An 18,442-nucleotide genomic window follows, 5' to 3' on the forward strand; every position below is an offset into this window, starting at 1 on the left:
CGCGGGAGGGAGACCATGTTCGAGCGGATCGGTCACTTTTCTTATCGCTATCGGTGGGCTGTCCTCACCCTCTGGCTTCTCGCTGTGGTAGCCGCCTTGCCATTCCTTCCGCGGGTGAGCGGCGCACTTGAGGTAGGGGGGTTTTCGAGCCCACACACTGAGGCGGCTCGCACCCGTGAACTCCTGCGTGAGCGGATCCCCAGGTATAGTCCGAGTTCGCTCATTGTTCTTTTCTCCCACCCGTCGCTCCATCCTTCCGACCCTTCCTTCGTCGAACAAGCACAGCAGGCGCTCCGCAATGTGACTTCGGTGCCTCACGTGACCGGTATCCGCTGGTTCACGGAAAATCCGAGTCAGGTCGCTCCCGATGGCTCGCTTGCCTACGCGGTCATCGATCTCGATCTCCAACCTGAAGAAGCGCAGCGCGTCCTTGACGAGATCCAAGCCGCGATTGTCCCCACCGAGCTCCGTGTCCAGCTGGCTGGTGCCCCTGCCTTTTATGCTGACCTGGAACGCGTGACTGAGCGTGACCTTCGCCGCGCCGAGTTGATTGCTTTCCCATTCGCGCTCGCTGCACTTCTGTTCGTGTTCGGCAGCGTCATCGCTGCGGCCGTGCCGCTCTTCATCGGCGGCGTGACGGTTGCGCTTGTCCTTGGTCTCGTCTACGCACTGACACGCGTGACCGAACTCTCGATCTTTACCTTGAATGTCGCAACCTTGCTGGGCCTGGGCCTGTCCATTGATTACTCACTCTTCCTCGTCAGCCGGTTCCGCGAGGAACTCGCTGCCAATGAACTCGAACAGGCTGTCGCACGCACGACAGCCACTGCGGGTCGGGCGGTCTTCTTTTCGGGTCTGACCGTGTTGATCGGCCTTTCCGGGCTTGGTTTCTTCGAGTTCCTCTTCATGCGCTCTGTCGGTATTGCGGGCATTCTTGTCGTCCTCGTCGCGGTCAGCGCCAGCCTCACGCTGCTGCCGGCGCTACTCGGGATCCTCGGCCGGTGGGTTGACGCACTCCAGGTGATCCGCCGCGGACCAGAAACCGGTCGCTTTTGGCATGGAATAACCGAGTTCGTCATGCAGCGTCCTCTGCAGGTCGCAATCCCTGTTATCGTTGTGCTTGTGCTCTTGGGGCTCCCGTTCCGACACGTCAAGCTCAGCTCTCCCGACGCGACCATCTTGCCCACTTCAACACCCTCGCGGCAGGCACTTGACGAATTCCGACGCGCTTTCGGTGACGGTGCGCTTTCACCTATCATCATCGCTATTGAAACGGAGCGTCCGGTCAACGACCCGCAGACCCTTGCCGCTCTCTACGAGTTCACACGCCGGCTTGCCGCCGATCCGCGAGTGACCAGCATCACAAGCCTGGTCACGATCGACCCACGGATTACCTTGGCACAGTACCAGATGCTCTATGTTGATCCTACACAGATCCCCGACCCGGTTCTTCGCCGAGCATACGAGCAGCTAGCAGGCGATCACCTCGCTGCCGTCTACGTCTATACCGACAGCCTTCCGGCAAGCGATCGCGCCAAGCAGCTGCTCCACGACATCCGACGGATGGACCCCGGTCCTGGACTTCGCCTCTGGGTCGATGGTGGCACGGCAGAGATCGTTGACGTCGTCGACCGGATGTATAGCGAGTTTCCCTATGCTGCCTTAACGGTCGTTCTTGCGACATACGTGGTGCTCTTTCTGCTCCTCCGATCCGTCTTCCTGCCGCTCAAAGCAATCATCCTCAACGTCCTTAGTCTCACCGCGAGTTACGGCGCCCTGGTCTTCGTGTTCCAAGATGGGCACTTCAGCTCACTACTCCGCTTCTCGCCACTCGGCTTCACCGAAGCTTCGCTCCCCATTGTGATGTTCTGTATCCTGTTTGGGGTTTCGATGGACTACGAAGTCTTTCTTCTCAGCCGGATGCGTGAAGCTTGGGATCAGACTCGCGACAACCGTATCGCAGTCGCAACCGGGCTCGCCCGCAGCGGTCGGATCATCACCGGTGCCGCGCTCATCCTGGTTGTCGTCGCTACTGCATTCGTGACCGCTGACGTTGTGCTTATCAAGGCGCTGGGACTTGGCATTGCCTTGGCAATCGCCCTGGATGCGAGCATTGTGCGCACGTTGCTGGTACCCGCCACGATGCGGCTTTTGGGACAGTGGAACTGGTGGGTACCACGCCGAATGGCCCGAACCCTTGAGATAGTCCGAATGGAGCACTAAATGCGCAGGCGCATGTTCCTCGGCTGGTTTGCTCTCGTACTCTCTGCCTGCGCTCGCGGGCAGGAGCAGCCGGCAGCGCCACAGCCCACCACCGAGCCCAGTCCACGCCCCGCGAGCCTCTTCCTCACGCCACCACCAGTTGTAGCGCCGGTGGAGTTTCCACGAGACTTCGGTTCACATGATGTCTTGACGGAGTGGTGGTACTACACCGGTCACCTCACCAGCGCTCACGATCGGCGCTTTGGCTTCGAGTTCGTTGTTTTTCAGGTCCAGCGCTTCGGTTATCCCGTTGTCTACGCCGCTCATGCCGCAGTCACCGTCGTCGATCGGCAGACATTCCACTGGGACGAGCGAGTCGTGGCGTTACCACAGCGTCAAGCGCGATGGCCGCTGGAGCTCGTTATCGCCGATTGGAGACTCTTTAGCGATGGCCAACAGGACCGGCTTGAGGCACAAGCACGCGACTTTGCCTTCAGCCTCAAGCTCCAATCGCAGCGTTCGCCAATCCTCCATGACGGTGACGGCTACTTCTCCTGGGCACCAGAGACCGGATCGTACTACTACTCGCGGACGCGTCTTACGGTACGCGGTACGCTGGAGGTCGAAGGCGAAGGGCATGCCGTTTCTGGACTCGCCTGGAACGATCACCAGTGGGGAAACTTCATTCTCGGTCCTGGCGGATGGGATTGGTTCGCCCTTCAACTTGATGACAGTACGGACCTGATGCTCTGGCAGTCCCGTGATGCGACCCAACGCATCCTCACCAAGAGTGGCACACTGGTGCGTCCTGATGGCTCGATCCTGACACTCAAAGCCGAGCAAATCGGAATCTCCGTAACTAACCGGTGGAGGAGTCCATCCAGCGGCGCCGTTTACCCGAGCGGTTGGCATCTTGAGATTGCCTCGCCCAATCTCGTACTCACAGTGACTCCGCTCGTGCTCGAGCAGGAGCTCCGGACCCTTCGTTCCACCGGCGTTATCTACTGGGAGGGTGCGGTCGACGTAAGCGGAACGCACGAGGGATATCCGGTGCGCGGACAGGGGTATGTCGAACTCACTGGATATGCCTTCCAAGCCCCCTAAATGATCTCCACATTCCGAAACCGATCATTCTGCACTTGACAAGAGAACCGTCCTGTTTCAGGATAGGAACAGTTTTGGCCGAAGACATCGGATGAGCGCACGACCGTGTGCTTCATCGGTTAATTTGTTCTTCTGCTAGGAGGGAGGAAAGGAGGGAGGACGAGCCTCGAGTGGTTGTTGCACTCGGGGGAGGGAGAGCAATGCAATCCCAGTGGATCCGCAGGCTCGCAACCGTCTCGCTATCGCTCGCACTCGTCCTCAGTTCGCTTTTCCTCACCGCCGCGGTCTCGCGCTTCGACGACAATTCGAGTATCGATGCGCGTCTCCTTCCGTACCAATTGCTTCCCTCACCGCTCCAGTTCGACACCGAGTTACGTCCCGGCCAATCAAATGGCCAGTTCAGCAAGGAGCAGATTACCCGCTTTCGCTGCACCGCGTCCGGTGATCCAGCAGAATGGGTCGATATCAGCTGTAACACACCCGAGTTTGGACAAGAGTTCGCACCAGACAACGAGATTGCGATCGCAGTTGACCCCGACAACCCACAGCACCTCGTCGCCGGATCGAACGATTACTACTACCGCTTGAACAATGCTACCGGTGCGCGGCCAGCGATTGTCCCAACCGGTTTCTTCACCTCATTTGACGGTGGTACAACGTGGATCGACGGACAGATTCCACTTCGGACCGGCAAGGGTGGCGGTGATCCCGTGCCCGCGTTTAATCGAAAGCACGGTGTTGTTCTCATGGCCCAGCTGGAGAACGTACGCGGGCTCGGAGGGCCATTTGTCGCGCAAGGAGACGTTTCTGCTAGCCGCTCGACCGATGGTGGCATCACGTGGAGTGAACAAATCACTGTCATGAAAGGGCAGGGGACCGGCATTGGGCCGGCACGCAGCGCACTCTTCTTCGATAAAGAGTGGCTTACTGTGGATAACAACCCCACGTCGCCATAGTATGGACGGGCCTACCTGACGGCAACGCTCTTTGTGAACCGCCCACAGGGCAGCTACACACGCTCCCCGATCGTTCTCAGTTACTCCGACGACGGGGACTGACCTGGAGTCCGCCACAGGAGATTCCTGGCCATCACTCTAGCTGCTCCTACCAGACAACCGGTCCGGCGGGTGAATGCGATGAAGGCCAGTTCTCGATTCCTGTCGTGGCATCCGACGGCACGGTATACGTCCATTTTCACAACTATCAGAACCAGAGCGCTTGGGAAGTCTCCTTCGACTTCGACGCACAGATCATGGTTGTGAAGTCGACCGACGGCGGGCAAACCTGGAGCGATCCAGTTCCAGCCGTTCAACTGGAGGACGGGCTCAGCGATATGCCGTGGTCCGGTCATTGCACGTCAGACAATCTGGGGGCATCAGATCCGTTGGAACGCGGCAGGAAATATTGTCGTTGATCCAACAGATCCTACTCACCTCATCATTGTCTTTGCAGATCGCGGAACGCCAAATCTCGCAGCAGAGGAGGGGTGCTTCCTCACGGATGGCACTCTCAACATCGGTCATCCCCCCGACTACGACCCGTGTCAAGCGAAAACTTCCTTCGATACTGATGTGTTCCGGGTCGTTTCCTTTGACGGCGGAGTCAGCTGATCAGCACGTGAGCTCATCGACAGCGCGTCAGGAGCACCAAAGTGGTTCCCTTGGGCTGGAGTCCTCTCAGATGGCCGGTTAGTCGTGGCCTGGGACGAAGACACCACACCCGCCCCAGCAGACAGTTTTGTCCACGTTCTCTGGGTCGAGGATACAGGGAAGGAGACCCTTGGTCCAAGCGAACAGGTCGACATCTCCGTCACGCACTGGGCTGGGCAAAACGTGCCACAGGCACGCTGGCCAGCAGCCTGTGGCCCGGCAGGGTATAGCGATTCCCCGATCACTGACGCTGCGGGCAAGGACTGCAATGTCTTCCACGGAGACTACACCGGCCTGGCTGTCGGATCCGATGACAGTATCAACGTTGTCTGGACCGGCTTAAATGCGCAAGCACTTCTCCGCAACTCGATCCGTACACTGGCACACCACACGATGGCTACCGGCAGGATGCGATGTTCGCACGACGTTCTCCCTAGCGCAGATAGGGGGCAGCGCTCATCGGGTTGCTGCCCCCGTGACTTTGCAGCATCCCATGCTCGCTGGTACTTCCGCAGAGACGGTGATGAAGGCCAACACGGCTCTGCAGCAACTCTTGGCATCTCCAACAGATCGATCGGCGCTTTCAGCACGCCAGAACGGCACCTGCCTGAGGGTTCGCCAGAGAGCAAGTGGCTGTCTTGACAACGTTAGCGGACAAGGATAGAATATCGGCCAACAATTGAGAGGCCGGCGCTCATCCAGAGCGGTGGAGGGAACGGCCCGAGGAAGCCCGGCAACCAGCGCAGGCCACTGCGCCAGGTGCCAATGCCGGCGGAGCGAAAACGCTCCGCACGATGAGCGCGGTCCTTGCAGTGATGCAAGCCCCTCCACCATGTTGTGGAGGGTTTTTCGTCATCCCTCCACGCGAAATGATGAGCCAGCGACGGGAGGCGCACGTTTCCCGGTGAGGACGTGTGCCAAGAGCGGAGGGAGAACTGTGACGACGACCGTGCCGTGTACGTATCGCCTCGCACGCATCGCCACGCCTGAGCAGCCGTTCGTCACCGAGCATGGGGATGTCTTGCCGGTCGTCGACATCGCCTATGAAACCTGGGGTGAACTCAGTCCGAACCGCGATAATGTCGTCCTGATCTGTCATGCCCTGACCGGGAGCAGTCACGTTGCCCCGCACGGTCCGGATGACCTCCCCGGCTGGTGGGATCCGATGGTGGGTCCTGGCCGGCCTATCGACACCGACCGATTTTTCGTGATTTGTGCAAATGTCCTCGGCAGCTGTTATGGCTCAACCGGCCCACGCTCGATCGATCCTCGGACTGGACGACGCTACAATCTTCGTTTCCCACTGATCACTGTCCGGGATATCGTACGCACCCAAGCGATGCTCCTCGACCAACTCGGAATCGATCGAGTCTATGCGGTGATCGGTGGCTCACTGGGTGGTATGCAGGTGCTCGAGTGGGCTGCCATGTATCCTGAGCGAGTCGAGCGGATCGTGCCCATCGCCGTTGGGGGACGCTTCTCCGATCAGGGGATTGCCTACAACGAAGTGCAGCGCCGCACCATCATGCTGGATCCCGATTGGCAAAACGGTGAATATGAGGACGGCCAGGGACCTCGCCGTGGCCTGGCCATTGCCCGGATGCTTGGCATGATCACTTACCAGTCCGACGAGCTCATGTCAGCACGCTTCCAGCGACGGACAGAAGCGCGGTACACTGCCTGGCCCGAGTTCCTGGGTCGCTACGACATCGAGGGCTACCTCCACTACCAGGGCGACAAGCTTGTTCGGCGATTCGATGCCAATAGTTATCTCTATCTCACGCGGGCAATGGACTCGCACGATCTCGGACGCGGGCGGGGTGGGTACCATGCTGGACTTGCCTTGATCCGCGCCCGAGCCCTGTGCGTTGGGATCTGCTCCGATATTCTGTTCTGGCCAAGTCAAGTGCGGGGTCTCGCCGACGATCTCCGCGCACTTGGCGTTGATGCTCGATATTGGGAGCTTGATTCCCCGAACGGTCATGACGCGTTTCTCAAAGACTTTGATCAGATTGGCCCCGTGATCGCTGACTTTCTGAGCGAACCGTGAGGACACGGACTGGCTGCCCTGATCGGGGCAGCCGATCGAGACCCGCCCCGAGAGGCCGGACCAGAGCGCCCGGCCTCTCGGTCACCTTCATCCTGATCCGGTCTCTTCCTCAGGCAGGCAGTTCGAGAGTCGGCAGCAAAGCCGCACCAAACCGCACTGCGTCAATAGTGTCCGCGATCAGCGCGCTGGCCGTCGGTGCTGGGCCGGCCCCAGGACCGTAGAGGACGACCGTCCCGACCCGGTCACCAGTTAACTCGATCGCATTGAGGTTCAAGCGGACATGCGCCAGAAGGTCACTCCCCGGCACGAAGACGGGCTGCACGCTCAGGTGCCAACTCCCATCGAAGAGTTCTGCCTGGGCAATCAGCTTCATCGCCCCGCCTCGTGCCCGCGCATCGAGAATTTGGTCTGGAGTGACCGTGGTGATGCCTCGCCGTTCGACGTAATCAGGTCGAATATGGCGCCCGGCAGCAAGTGACGCGAGAATACTCAATTTGTAGGCCGCGTCGTACCCCTCGACGTCCGCCGTAGGATCCGGCTCGGCGTAGCCGAGCCGCTGCGCCTCCCGCAACGCTTCTTGATAGGGCATTCCTTCTTCCGCCATCACTGTGAGGATGTAATTGGTCGTTCCATTCACAATGCCACGGATGCGGTAGATCCGGTTCACCATGAGCAACTGCCGTAAGCTCGCCATCAAGGGAATTCCTGCACCCACACTCGCCTCAAAGAGCAGCGCCCGCTGATGTCGCCGTGCCGTGTCGACGAGCTCGGCAAAGTGCTTGCTTAACGCCTCCTTGTTCGCCGTCACGACGTGTTTCCCCGCCGTCAAGGCGCGTTTCAGATAGGTCGCTGCCGGCTCTTCCCCACCCATCGCTTCCACGACGACTGCTACGGTGGGGTCTTCCAGAATCGGATCGATCGACGTTGTCGCTGCCCACTCTGGCAATCCTGCCTGCACCACACGCTCCGGATGCCGAGCCAACCCCCACCGAACCTCAAGCGCGAATCCGGTTCGCTGTGCCAGGGCTTCACGTTCTGCGGCAATTGTGCGAAGAACAGCACTCCCAATTGTGCCTACCCCAAGTAAAGCTATCCCGACTGTCTGCATCATTGCGCTTCCTCTCGTTCCTCCTTGACCTTCGTCCGGTTGCCTGGTACAGTCACCCCAGGCGCTGACAGGGTAGGCGAGCCCGAGCGCCTCGCGCAACGGGAAGGACCGCGAGAGATGAACGCCGTGCGCTCAGCCACGCGGACAACGACAGGGACTACCGCGACGCGCTGCGCCGGCGTGCGCTCGGGTAGCCCGTAATCGCGCGGTCAAACTCGAGCGAACGCCGGCAGGGGTCTCATCCTCTGCCGGTTTTGTCGTTTAGAGGACGTGAGAAGGGAGGACGCAGTGGCCGAACGGATCGATGTGGCGATCTTGGCAGCAACGGGGAGTGTCGGGCAACGCTTCGTCCAGCTCCTCGCCGGGCACCCCTGGTTCCGGATCGCGGAACTTGTAGCGAGTGATCGCTCCGCCGGCAAACGCTATACCGAAGCAGTCAACTGGCGGATCAGTGCGGCGCCCCCCGAAGGGGTTCGTAACCTCGTGGTGAAGCACATCGAGGGACCGATCGAGAGCCCCATTGTCTTCTCAGCCCTCCCCGGCGGTGTGGCGGGAGAGATCGAGGAAGCTCTTGCTGCCGAGGGCAAGAAGGTCTTCACCAACGCACGCGACCACCGGATGGATCCTGATGTCCCCTTGCTTATTCCAGAGGTGAATCCCGATCACGCACGCGCCATCGAGCGGCAACGGCAAGTGCGCGGTTGGCGTGACGGCTTCATTGTGGCGAACCCGAACTGTTCAACAATTCATCTCGTCCTTGCGCTCAAACCCATCTATGACGCCTTTGGGATCGAGAAAGGGATCGTCACGACACTCCAGGCTGCTTCTGGTGCTGGTTACCCCGGTGTTCCCTCACTCGACCTCATCGATAATGTGGTGCCGTTCATCAGTGGTGAGGAAGAGAAGATCGAAGCGGAGTCTCGCAAGATTTTAGGAACGTGGGCTGATGGAACCTTCCAAGACGCACCACTCACCCTGAGCGCCCATTGCAACCGTGTCCCGGTTCGCGACGGGCACATGGAGACGGTCAGCTTGAAGCTCAGTCGTCCGGCAACGCCAAGCGAGATTGCTGAGGTCCTCCGCTCGTTCCGTGCCCGGCCGCAGGAACTCGAGCTTCCGAGCGCACCACGGCAGCCAATTGTCGTGTTGGATCAGCCCGACCGGCCTCAACCGGTCCTTGACCGCGATGCCGAGCGCGGTATGGCGTCGGTCGTCGGTCGTATCCGCCCCTGCTCCGTGTTCGACATCCGGTTCGTCGTGCTGGGGCACAATACCATTCGCGGTGCGGCAGGCGCGTCAGTGCTCAATGCGGAACTGTTCTATCGAGAGGGCTGGCTCTGAGAACATCAGGGCAGCAGGCCACTCGACATCGGGGGCCTGCTGCCCCTCTCTTACACGCGAACCGGCTCCGATTCAGGAATCCGCGCCGCAATTTCTTCCCGCGTCACGAGCGGATAGGACAGGCTATCAGCGAGGGCAAGCCATGACGCCTCGATGATGTTTGTGGATGAGCCGACAGTGTTCCAACTGCCGTGCGCGTCCCCTGAGCGAATCCAGACGCGCACCTTCGCCCCTGTACCATGGTGGTCATCAAGCACGCGTACCTTGTAGTCCTCAAGTTCCACTGCGGCGATTTCAGGATAGAACTCCTGCAAAGCCTTCCGCGTTGCTTGATCCAGCGCGTTCACTGGGCCGTTCCCCTCAGCGGCCGTGTGGAACACCTGATTCCCGATGCGCAACTTCACCATCGCCTCAGCCAGCATGCCACGGCCATTGCGGTACTCGGTCAGAACTGTATAGTCAAGCACCTCGAACGGTGGCCGATAGTCCGGTAAGTTGCGCCGGATAAGAAGCTCAAGCGAGGCATCGGCATCCTCGAACCAGTACCCTTGGAACTCCAGCTCTTTAATCTGTTCCAGCACCCGCCGCACGACATCCGGCTTGTCTCCGAGCTCAATCCCAAAGCTGCGTGCCTTCACCACAATATTGCTGCGCCCGCTGAGCTCGCTGACCAGGACGTGCCGTGTGTTCCCAACGACTTCCGGAGGGATGTGCTCATACGCCGAGGGATGTTTGGCGATCGCGTTGACATGCAGTCCTGCCTTGTGCGTAAAGGCAAAAGCGCCCACGAACGGTAGCCGCGGATCGTGGGTGAGATTCGCCACCTCAGCGACGTAGCGCGACGTCTCGGTCAGCTTCCCCAGGTGCCCCGGTGGCAAGCACCGATAGCCCAACTTGTACTCGAGGATCGGAATCACCGAGCAGAGATTCGCGTTGCCAATCCGCTCGCCCAATCCGTTCATTGTCCCCTGGACGTGTGTTACACCCTCAAGGACCGCTGCGATCGTATTCGCCACTGCCAACTCGCAATCGTTGTGCGTGTGGATCCCGACTGTACAAGAAACCGTCTTGAGCGCATGACGCACTGCCCGCACAAGGGGATCAGTCAACGTCCCGCCATTCGTATCGCAGAGCACCACTGCATCGGCTCCAGCGTCGCAAGCAGCACGGAGCACGGCGAGGGCGTAATCCGGATCCTCAGCATAGCCGTCGAAGAAGTGCTCGGCGTCAAAGATGACCTCGCGTCCTGCCTGTTTGAGGAAGGCCACCGATTCTGCCACCATACGGAGATTCTCTTCGAGCGTGGTGCCAAGGATGTGAAGGACTTGGAATCGTGACGCCTTCCCAACAATCGTCACAGTCGGCGTATCGGCTTCAACCAAGAGACGCAAGTTCGCATCGTCTTCAACCGCGATGCCGGCACGCCGGGTGCTCCCAAAGGCCGCGATACGCGCGTTCCGCCACACCTCATGGCGTGCGCGCTCGAAGAACGCCATGTCCTTCGGATTCGAGCCCGGCCAGCCACCCTCGATATACGCGACTCCGAGCTCGTCTAGCGCGCGAGCGATCTTCAACTTGTCCTCAGTCGTCAGCGAGACACCGGAGCCCTGCGTTCCGTCTCGCAAGGTCGTGTCGTAGATCACCACCCGCCGTGCACCATTGTTACCCATAGGACCTCCTTCTCCTGAAACGTTCGGCGGCCTCCCCGCGCTGGGGAGGCCGCCTTCTCGTTCTCTTTGACTCGTCGTGTTACACGCTTGCGGGCTCAATCCTCCCCAACGCCGCTTGCCCCGCCACGCGGGGCCGAATAATCGCAATAATCGCGATCGCAGCGTTCAGGTGCTGAGCCACTGTCTGCCCGCTCCTCACCGTACTGCCTGACAGCCTACTTCGAAAAGCACCCACTGTCAAGACCATCGTTCGCATATGCGGTCTGCGTCGCCGGCCTCCGCGAAAGAAGATCCGAACGGAGCAAGCTGAAAAACGCCCTATCCGAGAGGAAATTCGATCGGCACATCAATAAGAGTCGGAACATCCCGTCCCAGTGCAGCGACAATTTCCTCACTTAAGTGCTCAGGCGTCATGACTCGTACCCCAGGAACGCCGTACGCCTCGGCCAGTTGAAGGAAACTCGGATTCACGAGATCGACGGCGATGAAACGCCCACCATACGAGCGCGCCTGTTCGTCCTTCACTGCGGTGTAGCTCGAATCGTTGAAGATGACGATGGGAATCCCCACTCGGAATTGCACGGCCGTCGCAAGCTCCTGCATCGTGAACTGATACCCCCCATCGCCGACCAAAGCGACCACCGATGCATCTGGGCGAGCGATCTTTGCACCAATAGCAGCGGGCAGTGCGAAGCCAAGCGTCCCGTAGCCAGTCGGAAACAGGTATGTGCGGGGACGATAGACTGGGTAGTGTCGGTTACCAACGTAGGCCATCATGGTCATGTCGTTCACCAGAACCCCATCGCGTGGCAGCGCAACACGGATCGCCTGCAGCCATGCCGCGTGCGAGGAGCCCCACGCGTGGGTGAGCGCTTCCTGTTTCCGTACTTGGAGCTCCTCGACCGACCAGCCCGCCCGATAGATCCCATGCGACTGGAGTGCTGTCAAGAGCGCTCGCGCCGTCGCCCGAGCGTCGGCAACAATCGGTAGGGTGGGGGAATACTGGCGAAGGATCTCTTGCTGATCGATATCGATACGGATTCGCCGCTCCGGCAACGGCAACCGTCCGTTGCCGGTGTCTTGCGCTCCCAGTTTTGAGCCGAAGATCAACACGAGATCCGCTTCGCGCAATAATCGGTCGACCGCATTACCCGGCTCCCAGAGATTCCCCAAGCACCTCGGGTGATCCTCGGGAACCGCTCCTTTCCCTTGGAGAGAAGTAATCACTGCAGCGCCCAGTCGCTCAGCAAGCTCCACAAGCTCCTTTTCGGCTTCACTGGCAACCGCTCCACCGCCGCAATACAAAACGATGCGTTCGGACTGCTCAAGAGCTGCGACGGCCAACTCGATCGCGGCGGAATCCGGTTCGGGTCGAGCAGGTAGCGGTGGCTGCAGCGAATCGAGTTCGATCTCGCCACTCCCATGCAAAACATCGAGCGGTACCTCGACATGTGTCGGACGAGGTCGCCCGCCCAGTGCCCGGGCAAACGCCTCCCGCAGGAGCTCGGGCACTTCCTGCACCGTCCGAGCCCGATCGGCCCACGCAGTCAGCGCCCGCATAATGCCCAGCTGATCTTTGCAATCGTGCAAGTGGCCGAGCATCTTTCCTTGCCATGGCTGCTCGACGTTCGAAGCAATGACAACCATTGGTGAAGAGTCCGCATAGGCTTCTCCGACAGCGGTGGCGATGTTCGTTATCCCTGGACCAGTGATGACAATCGCCACGCCTGGTTTCCCAGAGACTCGGGCATACCCATCAGCCATAAAGCCGGCACCCTGCTCGTGACGAGCAAGCACATGCCGGATTGATGAAGAGAACAATGCATCGTAGATCTGGAGCGTGTGCACGCCGGGAATACCAAAAACAACCTCAACGCCGAGCCGTTCTAGCGTCCGCACGACGGCCTCACCACCGCCAATCCGCATCACTGCTTCCCCTCGTATCATCCCCGCCCACTACACAGCGCGGCGATTATACCGATCTCGACACGAGGCCGTGCCTTCCCATCCTGTCTCATACGTGTCCACCGCATCAAAGGGAAAGAAAGGCGTCGTTAAGGGCTTATCTTACTCCACCTGTGATATGAAGTCAGATCAGCCGGTCCGGAAGCAGATCCACGATTGGTTGGGAGCCGCAACCACATATCAGGGAATTTCGCACCAGCACCCTTCGGCTCCTGACTACTCTTCTCGACAACCTTTCACGCGAGTGAGACTCCCCACCCGCCCCATCCAAGGCTCACCGTGATCTTGACCAGTTCAGCCTAGCGACTCGTGGCACCAGCACCCAACAGCTCCTCATGATGTGACTGAACCAATGATGCTGTCCACATACTACGTGTGATCCGCGTTCAAGTGCAACGGTTTTCCTCAGTCCAATCACACTATGGCAAATGTTTATCGATGTCTCAATAGACTAGTATGGGACTCTGAATTCTTGGTTGGAAAGTTTCAGCTCCGAGAAGCTCTACGGATGTCGCCTTGCAAACGAGAGTGGGAACGAGTAGCCTTCGACAGCCGAAGACGGCGGGGGAGCATGCGTTTTTGCCACCACGGGTGCTTCTACACACGATTGTGTTTCTCTTCCTCATTGGAGCATTACTCGCTCGGCCAGTTGTGACACTGTTGGCTCGCTCCGGAGCGGCATACGGCGCTCTTTCCCGACGGAATCGCGCCTCGGTCACCATCGTTTCACGACGTGCCATCGTCATACGGCAGCGACGCCGAGCAACTCCAGTGGGAACGCTGCTTCCAACTCCCAAGGCAGTAGACCAGGCTCCCACCGTCACAACCACAATCCTCCCTCCTCTCCCTTCTGAACCGACGCCACCCACCTCAACCTCCACTCCATCCCGCTCAGCCTTTCGGGACCCGGTGCCGATCCTTACGTATCACTACATCCGTCCGCACCCTGGGAGCGATGATCCACTTGGGCAACGACTCTCGGTTGATCCGGCCACATTCCAAGCCCAGATGGATTGGCTGGCTCAACACGGCTTTACCCCGATCACCCTGTCCGAACTCGCCGCGCTGCGTGCCGGACTCATTCCAGCCCCACCTCATCCAATCGTTCTCACCTTCGACGATGGATATCGCGACTTCTACCAGAACGCTTTCCCAATCCTGCGCGCACACGGCTTTCATGCCACGGTCTTCGTCATTACTGGCTTCGTTGGGCAGGAACGCTACCTCACCTGGGACATGATCCGGGAGCTGGACCGCTCTGGACTGGTCGAAATCGGTGCCCACACCGTCCATCACCTGGATCTCACAACGCTCGCCCACCCAGAAAGCGAGATCCGGGATTGCAAAGACGCACTCGAACGCGCACTAGGACACCCGGTCACTGCTTTTGCTTACCCTGCTGGGAAGTTTGATGCTCGTGTCGAAACAGCTGTCCGTGAAGCCGGCTTCAGGCAGGCCGTCACGACTCAGCCTCGTTGGGCAACGTCAGGAGATGATCCGCTCGCCTTGCCACGCCTCCGCGTTACGGGTGATCTCACACTGGCTCAATTCGCGGCATTGCTCACCGAGTGAGTCCTACCCGCTCAAGCGTTCCGACCACGAGGCTCAAGGATGCGTACCTCGGCGAGATTCCCGACCAGCTGGGCCAGCCGCTGGGCATCTTCCACCGAGCCAACCACTACTCCGTAGTGCATCGGTATCACGACTCGCGGTCGTAGCATGCGCACCGCCTCGGCCGCTTCCTCAGCCGTCATCACATACGTGCCACTTACTGGTAAAAAGGCATACTCGACTGGGCCGAATTCCACCATCTCGGGAATGGCATCCGTATCGCCAGCAAAGTACCAAGTTACCCCACCTGCTTGACAGAGATAGCCGACATGCTCGAGTTCGCGCGGATGATACGGAACCCCAGGACTTCGGAACTTGTTGAGGTTATATGCTGGAACCGCTCGAATATGAAGTTTCTCATAAGTCACTTCGCCTCCAGGCCTGATTACCTGCACCGGTGGAGCCACTTCGTTCTTGCTCGCTGCGGTCGGATTGGCCACCACGAAGGTTCTGCGAGGATCACGAATCTTCGCAATGTCTGACGGCGAACAATGGTCAAAGTGATCGTGACTGATCAGAATCACATCCGCTATTGGCTCGCCATCCGGTATGCGGAACGGATCATGATAGATCCGCAGGCCGTCCACCTCGATGCGAAACGCAGACTGTGCATACCAGGTCACTTCGAACGCCATCTCCGTTCCCTCCCAACCCAACTCCTCGCGCAGTTTGGCACGAGTATGCTTCGGCGACGGCACCCCACGTCGAGCAGCGCTCGAGCAGATGAGACGACTGCGGTGCTTGGCCCCGCACGAGCCCAAGAAGCGCGTCCCGCGCCTCCGTCGCGCGAATTCGATGTTGCAACGGTCCCTCAGACAGGCTGCTCGATCTGCCCTGCGGGATGTGGAGTCAGAGGCCCGAGCAAGCGCTCAAGCGCCATAATGTGACTGCAGGTCCCAAGGCCTAGTGCCTCAAACGAGTGACAGGAGCAGGTCCACGTGCCACCTTCGAAGCGGACATCGTACACATCGTGATCACCACGGAACCGCACGTGAAGCGAGCGAATCTCGGCACGCTCCGGCTCTGCTGCATACCTTCGGGCCTTTTCAATCTTCCCAATGAGACTCGAGTTCATCGCCGTGACTCCTTTCACTTCCTCTTCGCACAGAGACCGATTCGCTGTTCTACAAACGCTCAGGGCACCAGGACGCATGATCCTGGTGCCCTCTTCACGTCCCTCAGTTGTCGGACCTCCGTGCATAGCGGGGTCCTCTCTGCCTCATGGGAGTCGCTGGTCAGAGTATAGCGGAACCGTAACCAGTCAGCAACAGAATCTCGACGAGCGCCGCCTCTACCCGCCGCAAGTCCTGCTCACCCGTGCTGCTTTCGGGCTTGTGGGCACTGTGATGGGACAGGCGCTGATTACCCGTCTCGTCCGCTGGTTCGTTACCTAGCGCTGGAGATAATGTGGGCTCCACCCGCTAGCCCGTCGACACGCTACACTCGCTTCTGGGGGGATTATGACTGCAAGTATCGCCATCCTGGCTGGTGGGCAAAGTCGGCGCATGGGCCAAGACAAAGCCCTCCTGGACTTTCATGGCGAGCCGTTGCTCGTCCGGGTCCTCCGCCGAGTTCGACCGTTGACTGACGATGTCTTCATTGTGGCAAGCGACCGCCCCGAATACTCACGGTTCAACGTGCCAGTGGTTTCCGACCGACTACCGGGAAGCGGTCCACTTGGCGGCATCTACACTGCTCTTTTGACCGCCCGGCACGACTATTGCCTGGTACTGTCCTGTGATCTCCCGTTCGTCAACCCACAACTCTTAGAAGCCCTGCTTGCACTACCCCGCGACTATGACGTGCTCGTTCCCACACGTGCAGAGCAGACAGGACAGGGAGGAGAAGAAACATTCGAGACCCTTCATGCGATTTACGCGAAGTCCTGCATTCCAGCGATCGAACAAAGGTTGCTGCGAGGCGAGTTCAAGATCATCGGCTTCTTCCCGGAAGTGCGTGTTCGTCGCGTACCGGAGACTGAGCTCCGCCGGTACGACCCTGAACTGTTGTCCTTCCTCAACGCCAACACACCAGATGCGTACCGCTGGGCCCTCGCGCGTGCAGCAGTGACTGAGTATCCAAGTCAAACGAATGAGGGTGAACAGTGACGTCAGTAACAATCTCGTCTTTCGCGGAGCAGGCTGGCCGCCCGATTCTCATGGGACGCCGCTGGGCCGTCTCCAGCGGCCATCCACTCGCCTCTTGGGTTGGGGCTCAGATACTCGAGCAAGGAGGGACTGCCGCCGATGCCGCTGTCGCTATCGCGGCCGCACTCAACGTCGTGGAACCACAGATGTCCGGGCTCGGTGGCGACCTCTTCGCGCTCTTTTTCCACGCAGAGACCAAGACCGTCTGGGCGGTCAACGGTACAGGCCCAGCACCGCTTCAGGCAATACCTGAGCGTTTCCGAGGTGGCATACCGGAGCGCGGGCCGCTCAGCGTCTCAGTCCCAGCAGCAGCACGAGCGTGGGAATTGCTCGTCCAGCGCTGGGGACGTCTCTCATTCGCCCAGTCGCTGGCTCCAGCCATTGAACTGGCCCATGAAGGTTTCCCGGTCAGTCATAACCTGGCGGCTTCTCTCCGAGCACATGCCGACCTACTCGCCAGTTACTCGCATTCAGCCCGGATCTTTCTGCCGAGCGGGAACGTCCCGCGACCGGGACAACTGCTACGACAGACAGAACTCGCCCGAACGCTCGAAACGATTGCGAGAGAGGGGGCTGCTACCCTCTACGAAGGTGAGCTGGCCGATCGTCTCTCGCGCGCCGTCGTAGAAGCAGGCGGGTTACTGACTCGCGAGAGTTTGGCACTCGCGGAAGCGGACGTTGTGGCCCCACTCTCACTGTCATACCGCGGCTGGCTTGTCTGGGCACCTCCACCCAATTCCAGCGCCCATACGCTCCTCGAGATGCTTGGTATTCTTCAGCATCTCCCGCTCGAATCCTGGCGGCCACTCTCGGCTGAGTTGCTCCATGCCATGATCGAAGCGAAGAAAATCGCGTTTTCAGATCGGGAGCGATTCACAGGAGATCCCCGCTTCGGCAGTACACTGCCGGAGAACCTTCTCGATTCCGATCGGTTGCAGGCCCTGGCACGCGCAATTGATCCGCACCGTGCACGCCCTGTTCCACAGCGTCGCCCGCAGGAGGGATCACAGACAACGTCGTTCTCGGTGGTGGATCCAGACGGGAACATCATTGTTGTTACGGCCAGCATCAATATGGCATTCGGATCCGGCTTCGTGGCTGGCGACACTGGAATCTTGCTCAATAACCGCATGACGTATTGGCACCTTGAGGCTGGACATCCAAATCAGCTGCAACCGGGTAAGCGCGTGCGACAGACACTCAGCCCCATCCTGCTGACGCGAGACGGGTCAGCACTCGGCATCGGCACTCCAGGCAGCGATGCGCAGGTCCAAATCTTGCTTCATGTGCTCGTTCACATCATCGATTACGGCTTCGAGCTGCAACCAGCTGTCGAACTCCCACGTTGGCGGCACCGTGGTCTAGCACAGGAGTCAAACTGGCCCCACGGAACGATGGACCTCGTCCAGGTCGAAGGTCGACTCCCCAATGTGACAATTGAAGGGTTACAAGCACGCGGGCATCGGGTCGAGCGATTGTCGCGGTGGGGCCCTATCGGGTCATGTCAAGTGGTCCACCGCATCGACGACCCGCTAGTACTCCAAGCAGCGGCAGACCCTCGGAGCGATGCATACGCGATCGTGTGGTGATGAGCG

At 59.7% G+C, this 18,442-nt stretch carries 13 protein-coding genes and 1 riboswitch; of the genes, 8 read left to right on the forward strand and 5 right to left on the reverse strand.

Annotation, left to right across the window (positions count from 1 at the left end; genetic code table 11):
* The first annotated feature begins 15 nt into the window (after positions 1–15).
* The 4 genes from NET03_RS03635 (at position 16) to metX (ending at position 7,005) form a co-directional block, all read left to right on the forward strand.
* Positions 16–2,223: an MMPL family transporter gene (locus NET03_RS03635; protein ID WP_252127537.1), complete on the forward strand. Its 2,208-nt coding sequence runs from the start codon at positions 16–18 to the stop codon at positions 2,221–2,223.
* The gene (locus NET03_RS03640; RefSeq protein ID WP_252127538.1) at positions 2,224–3,306 is read left to right on the forward strand and encodes a lipocalin-like domain-containing protein; all 1,083 of its coding nucleotides are present in this window, start codon (positions 2,224–2,226) and stop codon (positions 3,304–3,306) included. It abuts the gene before it with no gap.
* Positions 3,307–3,506: 200 nt separating this feature from the next.
* The gene (locus tag NET03_RS03645; protein ID WP_252127539.1) at positions 3,507–4,262 is read left to right on the forward strand and encodes a sialidase family protein; all 756 of its coding nucleotides are present in this window, start codon (positions 3,507–3,509) and stop codon (positions 4,260–4,262) included.
* 1,384 nt (positions 4,263–5,646) lie between these two features.
* Positions 5,647–5,756: riboswitch (SAM riboswitch) on the forward strand.
* Positions 5,757–5,892: 136 nt separating this feature from the next.
* Positions 5,893–7,005, forward strand: a complete 1,113-nt coding sequence (gene metX / locus NET03_RS03650) for a homoserine O-acetyltransferase MetX (protein WP_252127540.1) — start codon at positions 5,893–5,895, stop codon at positions 7,003–7,005.
* Positions 7,006–7,114: 109 nt separating this feature from the next.
* Here the strand turns inward: metX and NET03_RS03655 are convergent, their stop codons facing one another.
* Entirely contained in the window at positions 7,115–8,116 is a 1,002-nt protein-coding gene (locus tag NET03_RS03655) for a homoserine dehydrogenase (protein ID WP_252127541.1), read from the reverse strand.
* Between the two features lie 285 nt (positions 8,117–8,401).
* Between NET03_RS03655 and asd the strand changes: the two genes are divergently transcribed.
* Positions 8,402–9,454: an aspartate-semialdehyde dehydrogenase gene (gene asd, locus NET03_RS03660; protein WP_252127542.1), complete on the forward strand. Its 1,053-nt coding sequence runs from the start codon at positions 8,402–8,404 to the stop codon at positions 9,452–9,454.
* Between the two features lie 50 nt (positions 9,455–9,504).
* Here the strand turns inward: asd and cimA are convergent, their stop codons facing one another.
* Both cimA and NET03_RS03670 read right to left on the reverse strand, forming a co-directional pair.
* Entirely contained in the window at positions 9,505–11,124 is a 1,620-nt protein-coding gene (gene cimA / locus NET03_RS03665) for a citramalate synthase (protein WP_252127543.1), read from the reverse strand.
* Positions 11,125–11,442: 318 nt separating this feature from the next.
* Positions 11,443–13,050, reverse strand: a complete 1,608-nt coding sequence (locus NET03_RS03670; RefSeq protein ID WP_252127544.1) for a thiamine pyrophosphate-binding protein — start codon at positions 13,048–13,050, stop codon at positions 11,443–11,445.
* Between the two features lie 555 nt (positions 13,051–13,605).
* On the opposite strand from NET03_RS03670, the gene NET03_RS03675 reads away from it, so the two are divergent.
* On the forward strand, positions 13,606–14,661 hold the full coding sequence (locus tag NET03_RS03675) for a polysaccharide deacetylase family protein (protein WP_252127545.1): 1,056 nt from the start codon (positions 13,606–13,608) through the stop codon (positions 14,659–14,661).
* Positions 14,662–14,672: 11 nt separating this feature from the next.
* Here the strand turns inward: NET03_RS03675 and NET03_RS03680 are convergent, their stop codons facing one another.
* Both NET03_RS03680 and NET03_RS03685 read right to left on the reverse strand, forming a co-directional pair.
* Positions 14,673–15,335, reverse strand: a complete 663-nt coding sequence (locus NET03_RS03680) for an MBL fold metallo-hydrolase (RefSeq protein ID WP_252127546.1) — start codon at positions 15,333–15,335, stop codon at positions 14,673–14,675.
* A 176-nt stretch (positions 15,336–15,511) separates the two neighbouring features.
* Complete coding sequence (locus NET03_RS03685; RefSeq protein WP_252127547.1) at positions 15,512–15,775, reverse strand: SWIM zinc finger family protein; 264 nt, start codon at positions 15,773–15,775, stop codon at positions 15,512–15,514.
* 385 nt (positions 15,776–16,160) lie between these two features.
* Here NET03_RS03685 and mobA point away from each other — a divergent pair, with 385 nt between their 5' ends.
* Entirely contained in the window at positions 16,161–16,808 is a 648-nt protein-coding gene (gene mobA, locus NET03_RS03690; protein ID WP_252127548.1) for a molybdenum cofactor guanylyltransferase, read from the forward strand.
* A complete protein-coding gene (gene ggt / locus NET03_RS03695) occupies positions 16,805–18,436 on the forward strand; it encodes a gamma-glutamyltransferase (RefSeq protein ID WP_252127549.1) in 1,632 nt (543 codons plus the stop codon). Before mobA ends, ggt begins: the two co-directional genes overlap by 4 nt.
* The last annotated feature ends 6 nt before the right edge of the window (positions 18,437–18,442 follow it).

Origin of the sequence: Thermomicrobium sp. CFH 73360, assembly GCF_023806465.1 — a bacterium.
Lineage (GTDB): Bacteria > Chloroflexota > Chloroflexia > Thermomicrobiales > Thermomicrobiaceae > Thermomicrobium.

Excerpts from the sequence above, each read along its gene's own strand:
- NET03_RS03635 (WP_252127537.1), top strand. The coding sequence starts at position 16 with ATGTTCGAGCGGATCGGTCACTTTTCTTATCGCTATCGGTGGGCTGTC.
- mobA (WP_252127548.1), top strand. The coding sequence starts at position 16,161 with ATGACTGCAAGTATCGCCATCCTGGCTGGTGGGCAAAGTCGGCGCATG.
- NET03_RS03685 (WP_252127547.1), bottom strand. The coding sequence starts at position 15,775 with ATGAACTCGAGTCTCATTGGGAAGATTGAAAAGGCCCGAAGGTATGCA.
- cimA (WP_252127543.1), bottom strand. The coding sequence starts at position 11,124 with ATGGGTAACAATGGTGCACGGCGGGTGGTGATCTACGACACGACCTTG.
- NET03_RS03645 (WP_252127539.1), top strand. The coding sequence starts at position 3,507 with ATGCAATCCCAGTGGATCCGCAGGCTCGCAACCGTCTCGCTATCGCTC.
- NET03_RS03655 (WP_252127541.1), bottom strand. The coding sequence starts at position 8,116 with ATGATGCAGACAGTCGGGATAGCTTTACTTGGGGTAGGCACAATTGGG.
- NET03_RS03680 (WP_252127546.1), bottom strand. The coding sequence starts at position 15,335 with ATGGCGTTCGAAGTGACCTGGTATGCACAGTCTGCGTTTCGCATCGAG.
- NET03_RS03670 (WP_252127544.1), bottom strand. The coding sequence starts at position 13,050 with ATGCGGATTGGCGGTGGTGAGGCCGTCGTGCGGACGCTAGAACGGCTC.
- NET03_RS03640 (WP_252127538.1), top strand. The coding sequence starts at position 2,224 with ATGCGCAGGCGCATGTTCCTCGGCTGGTTTGCTCTCGTACTCTCTGCC.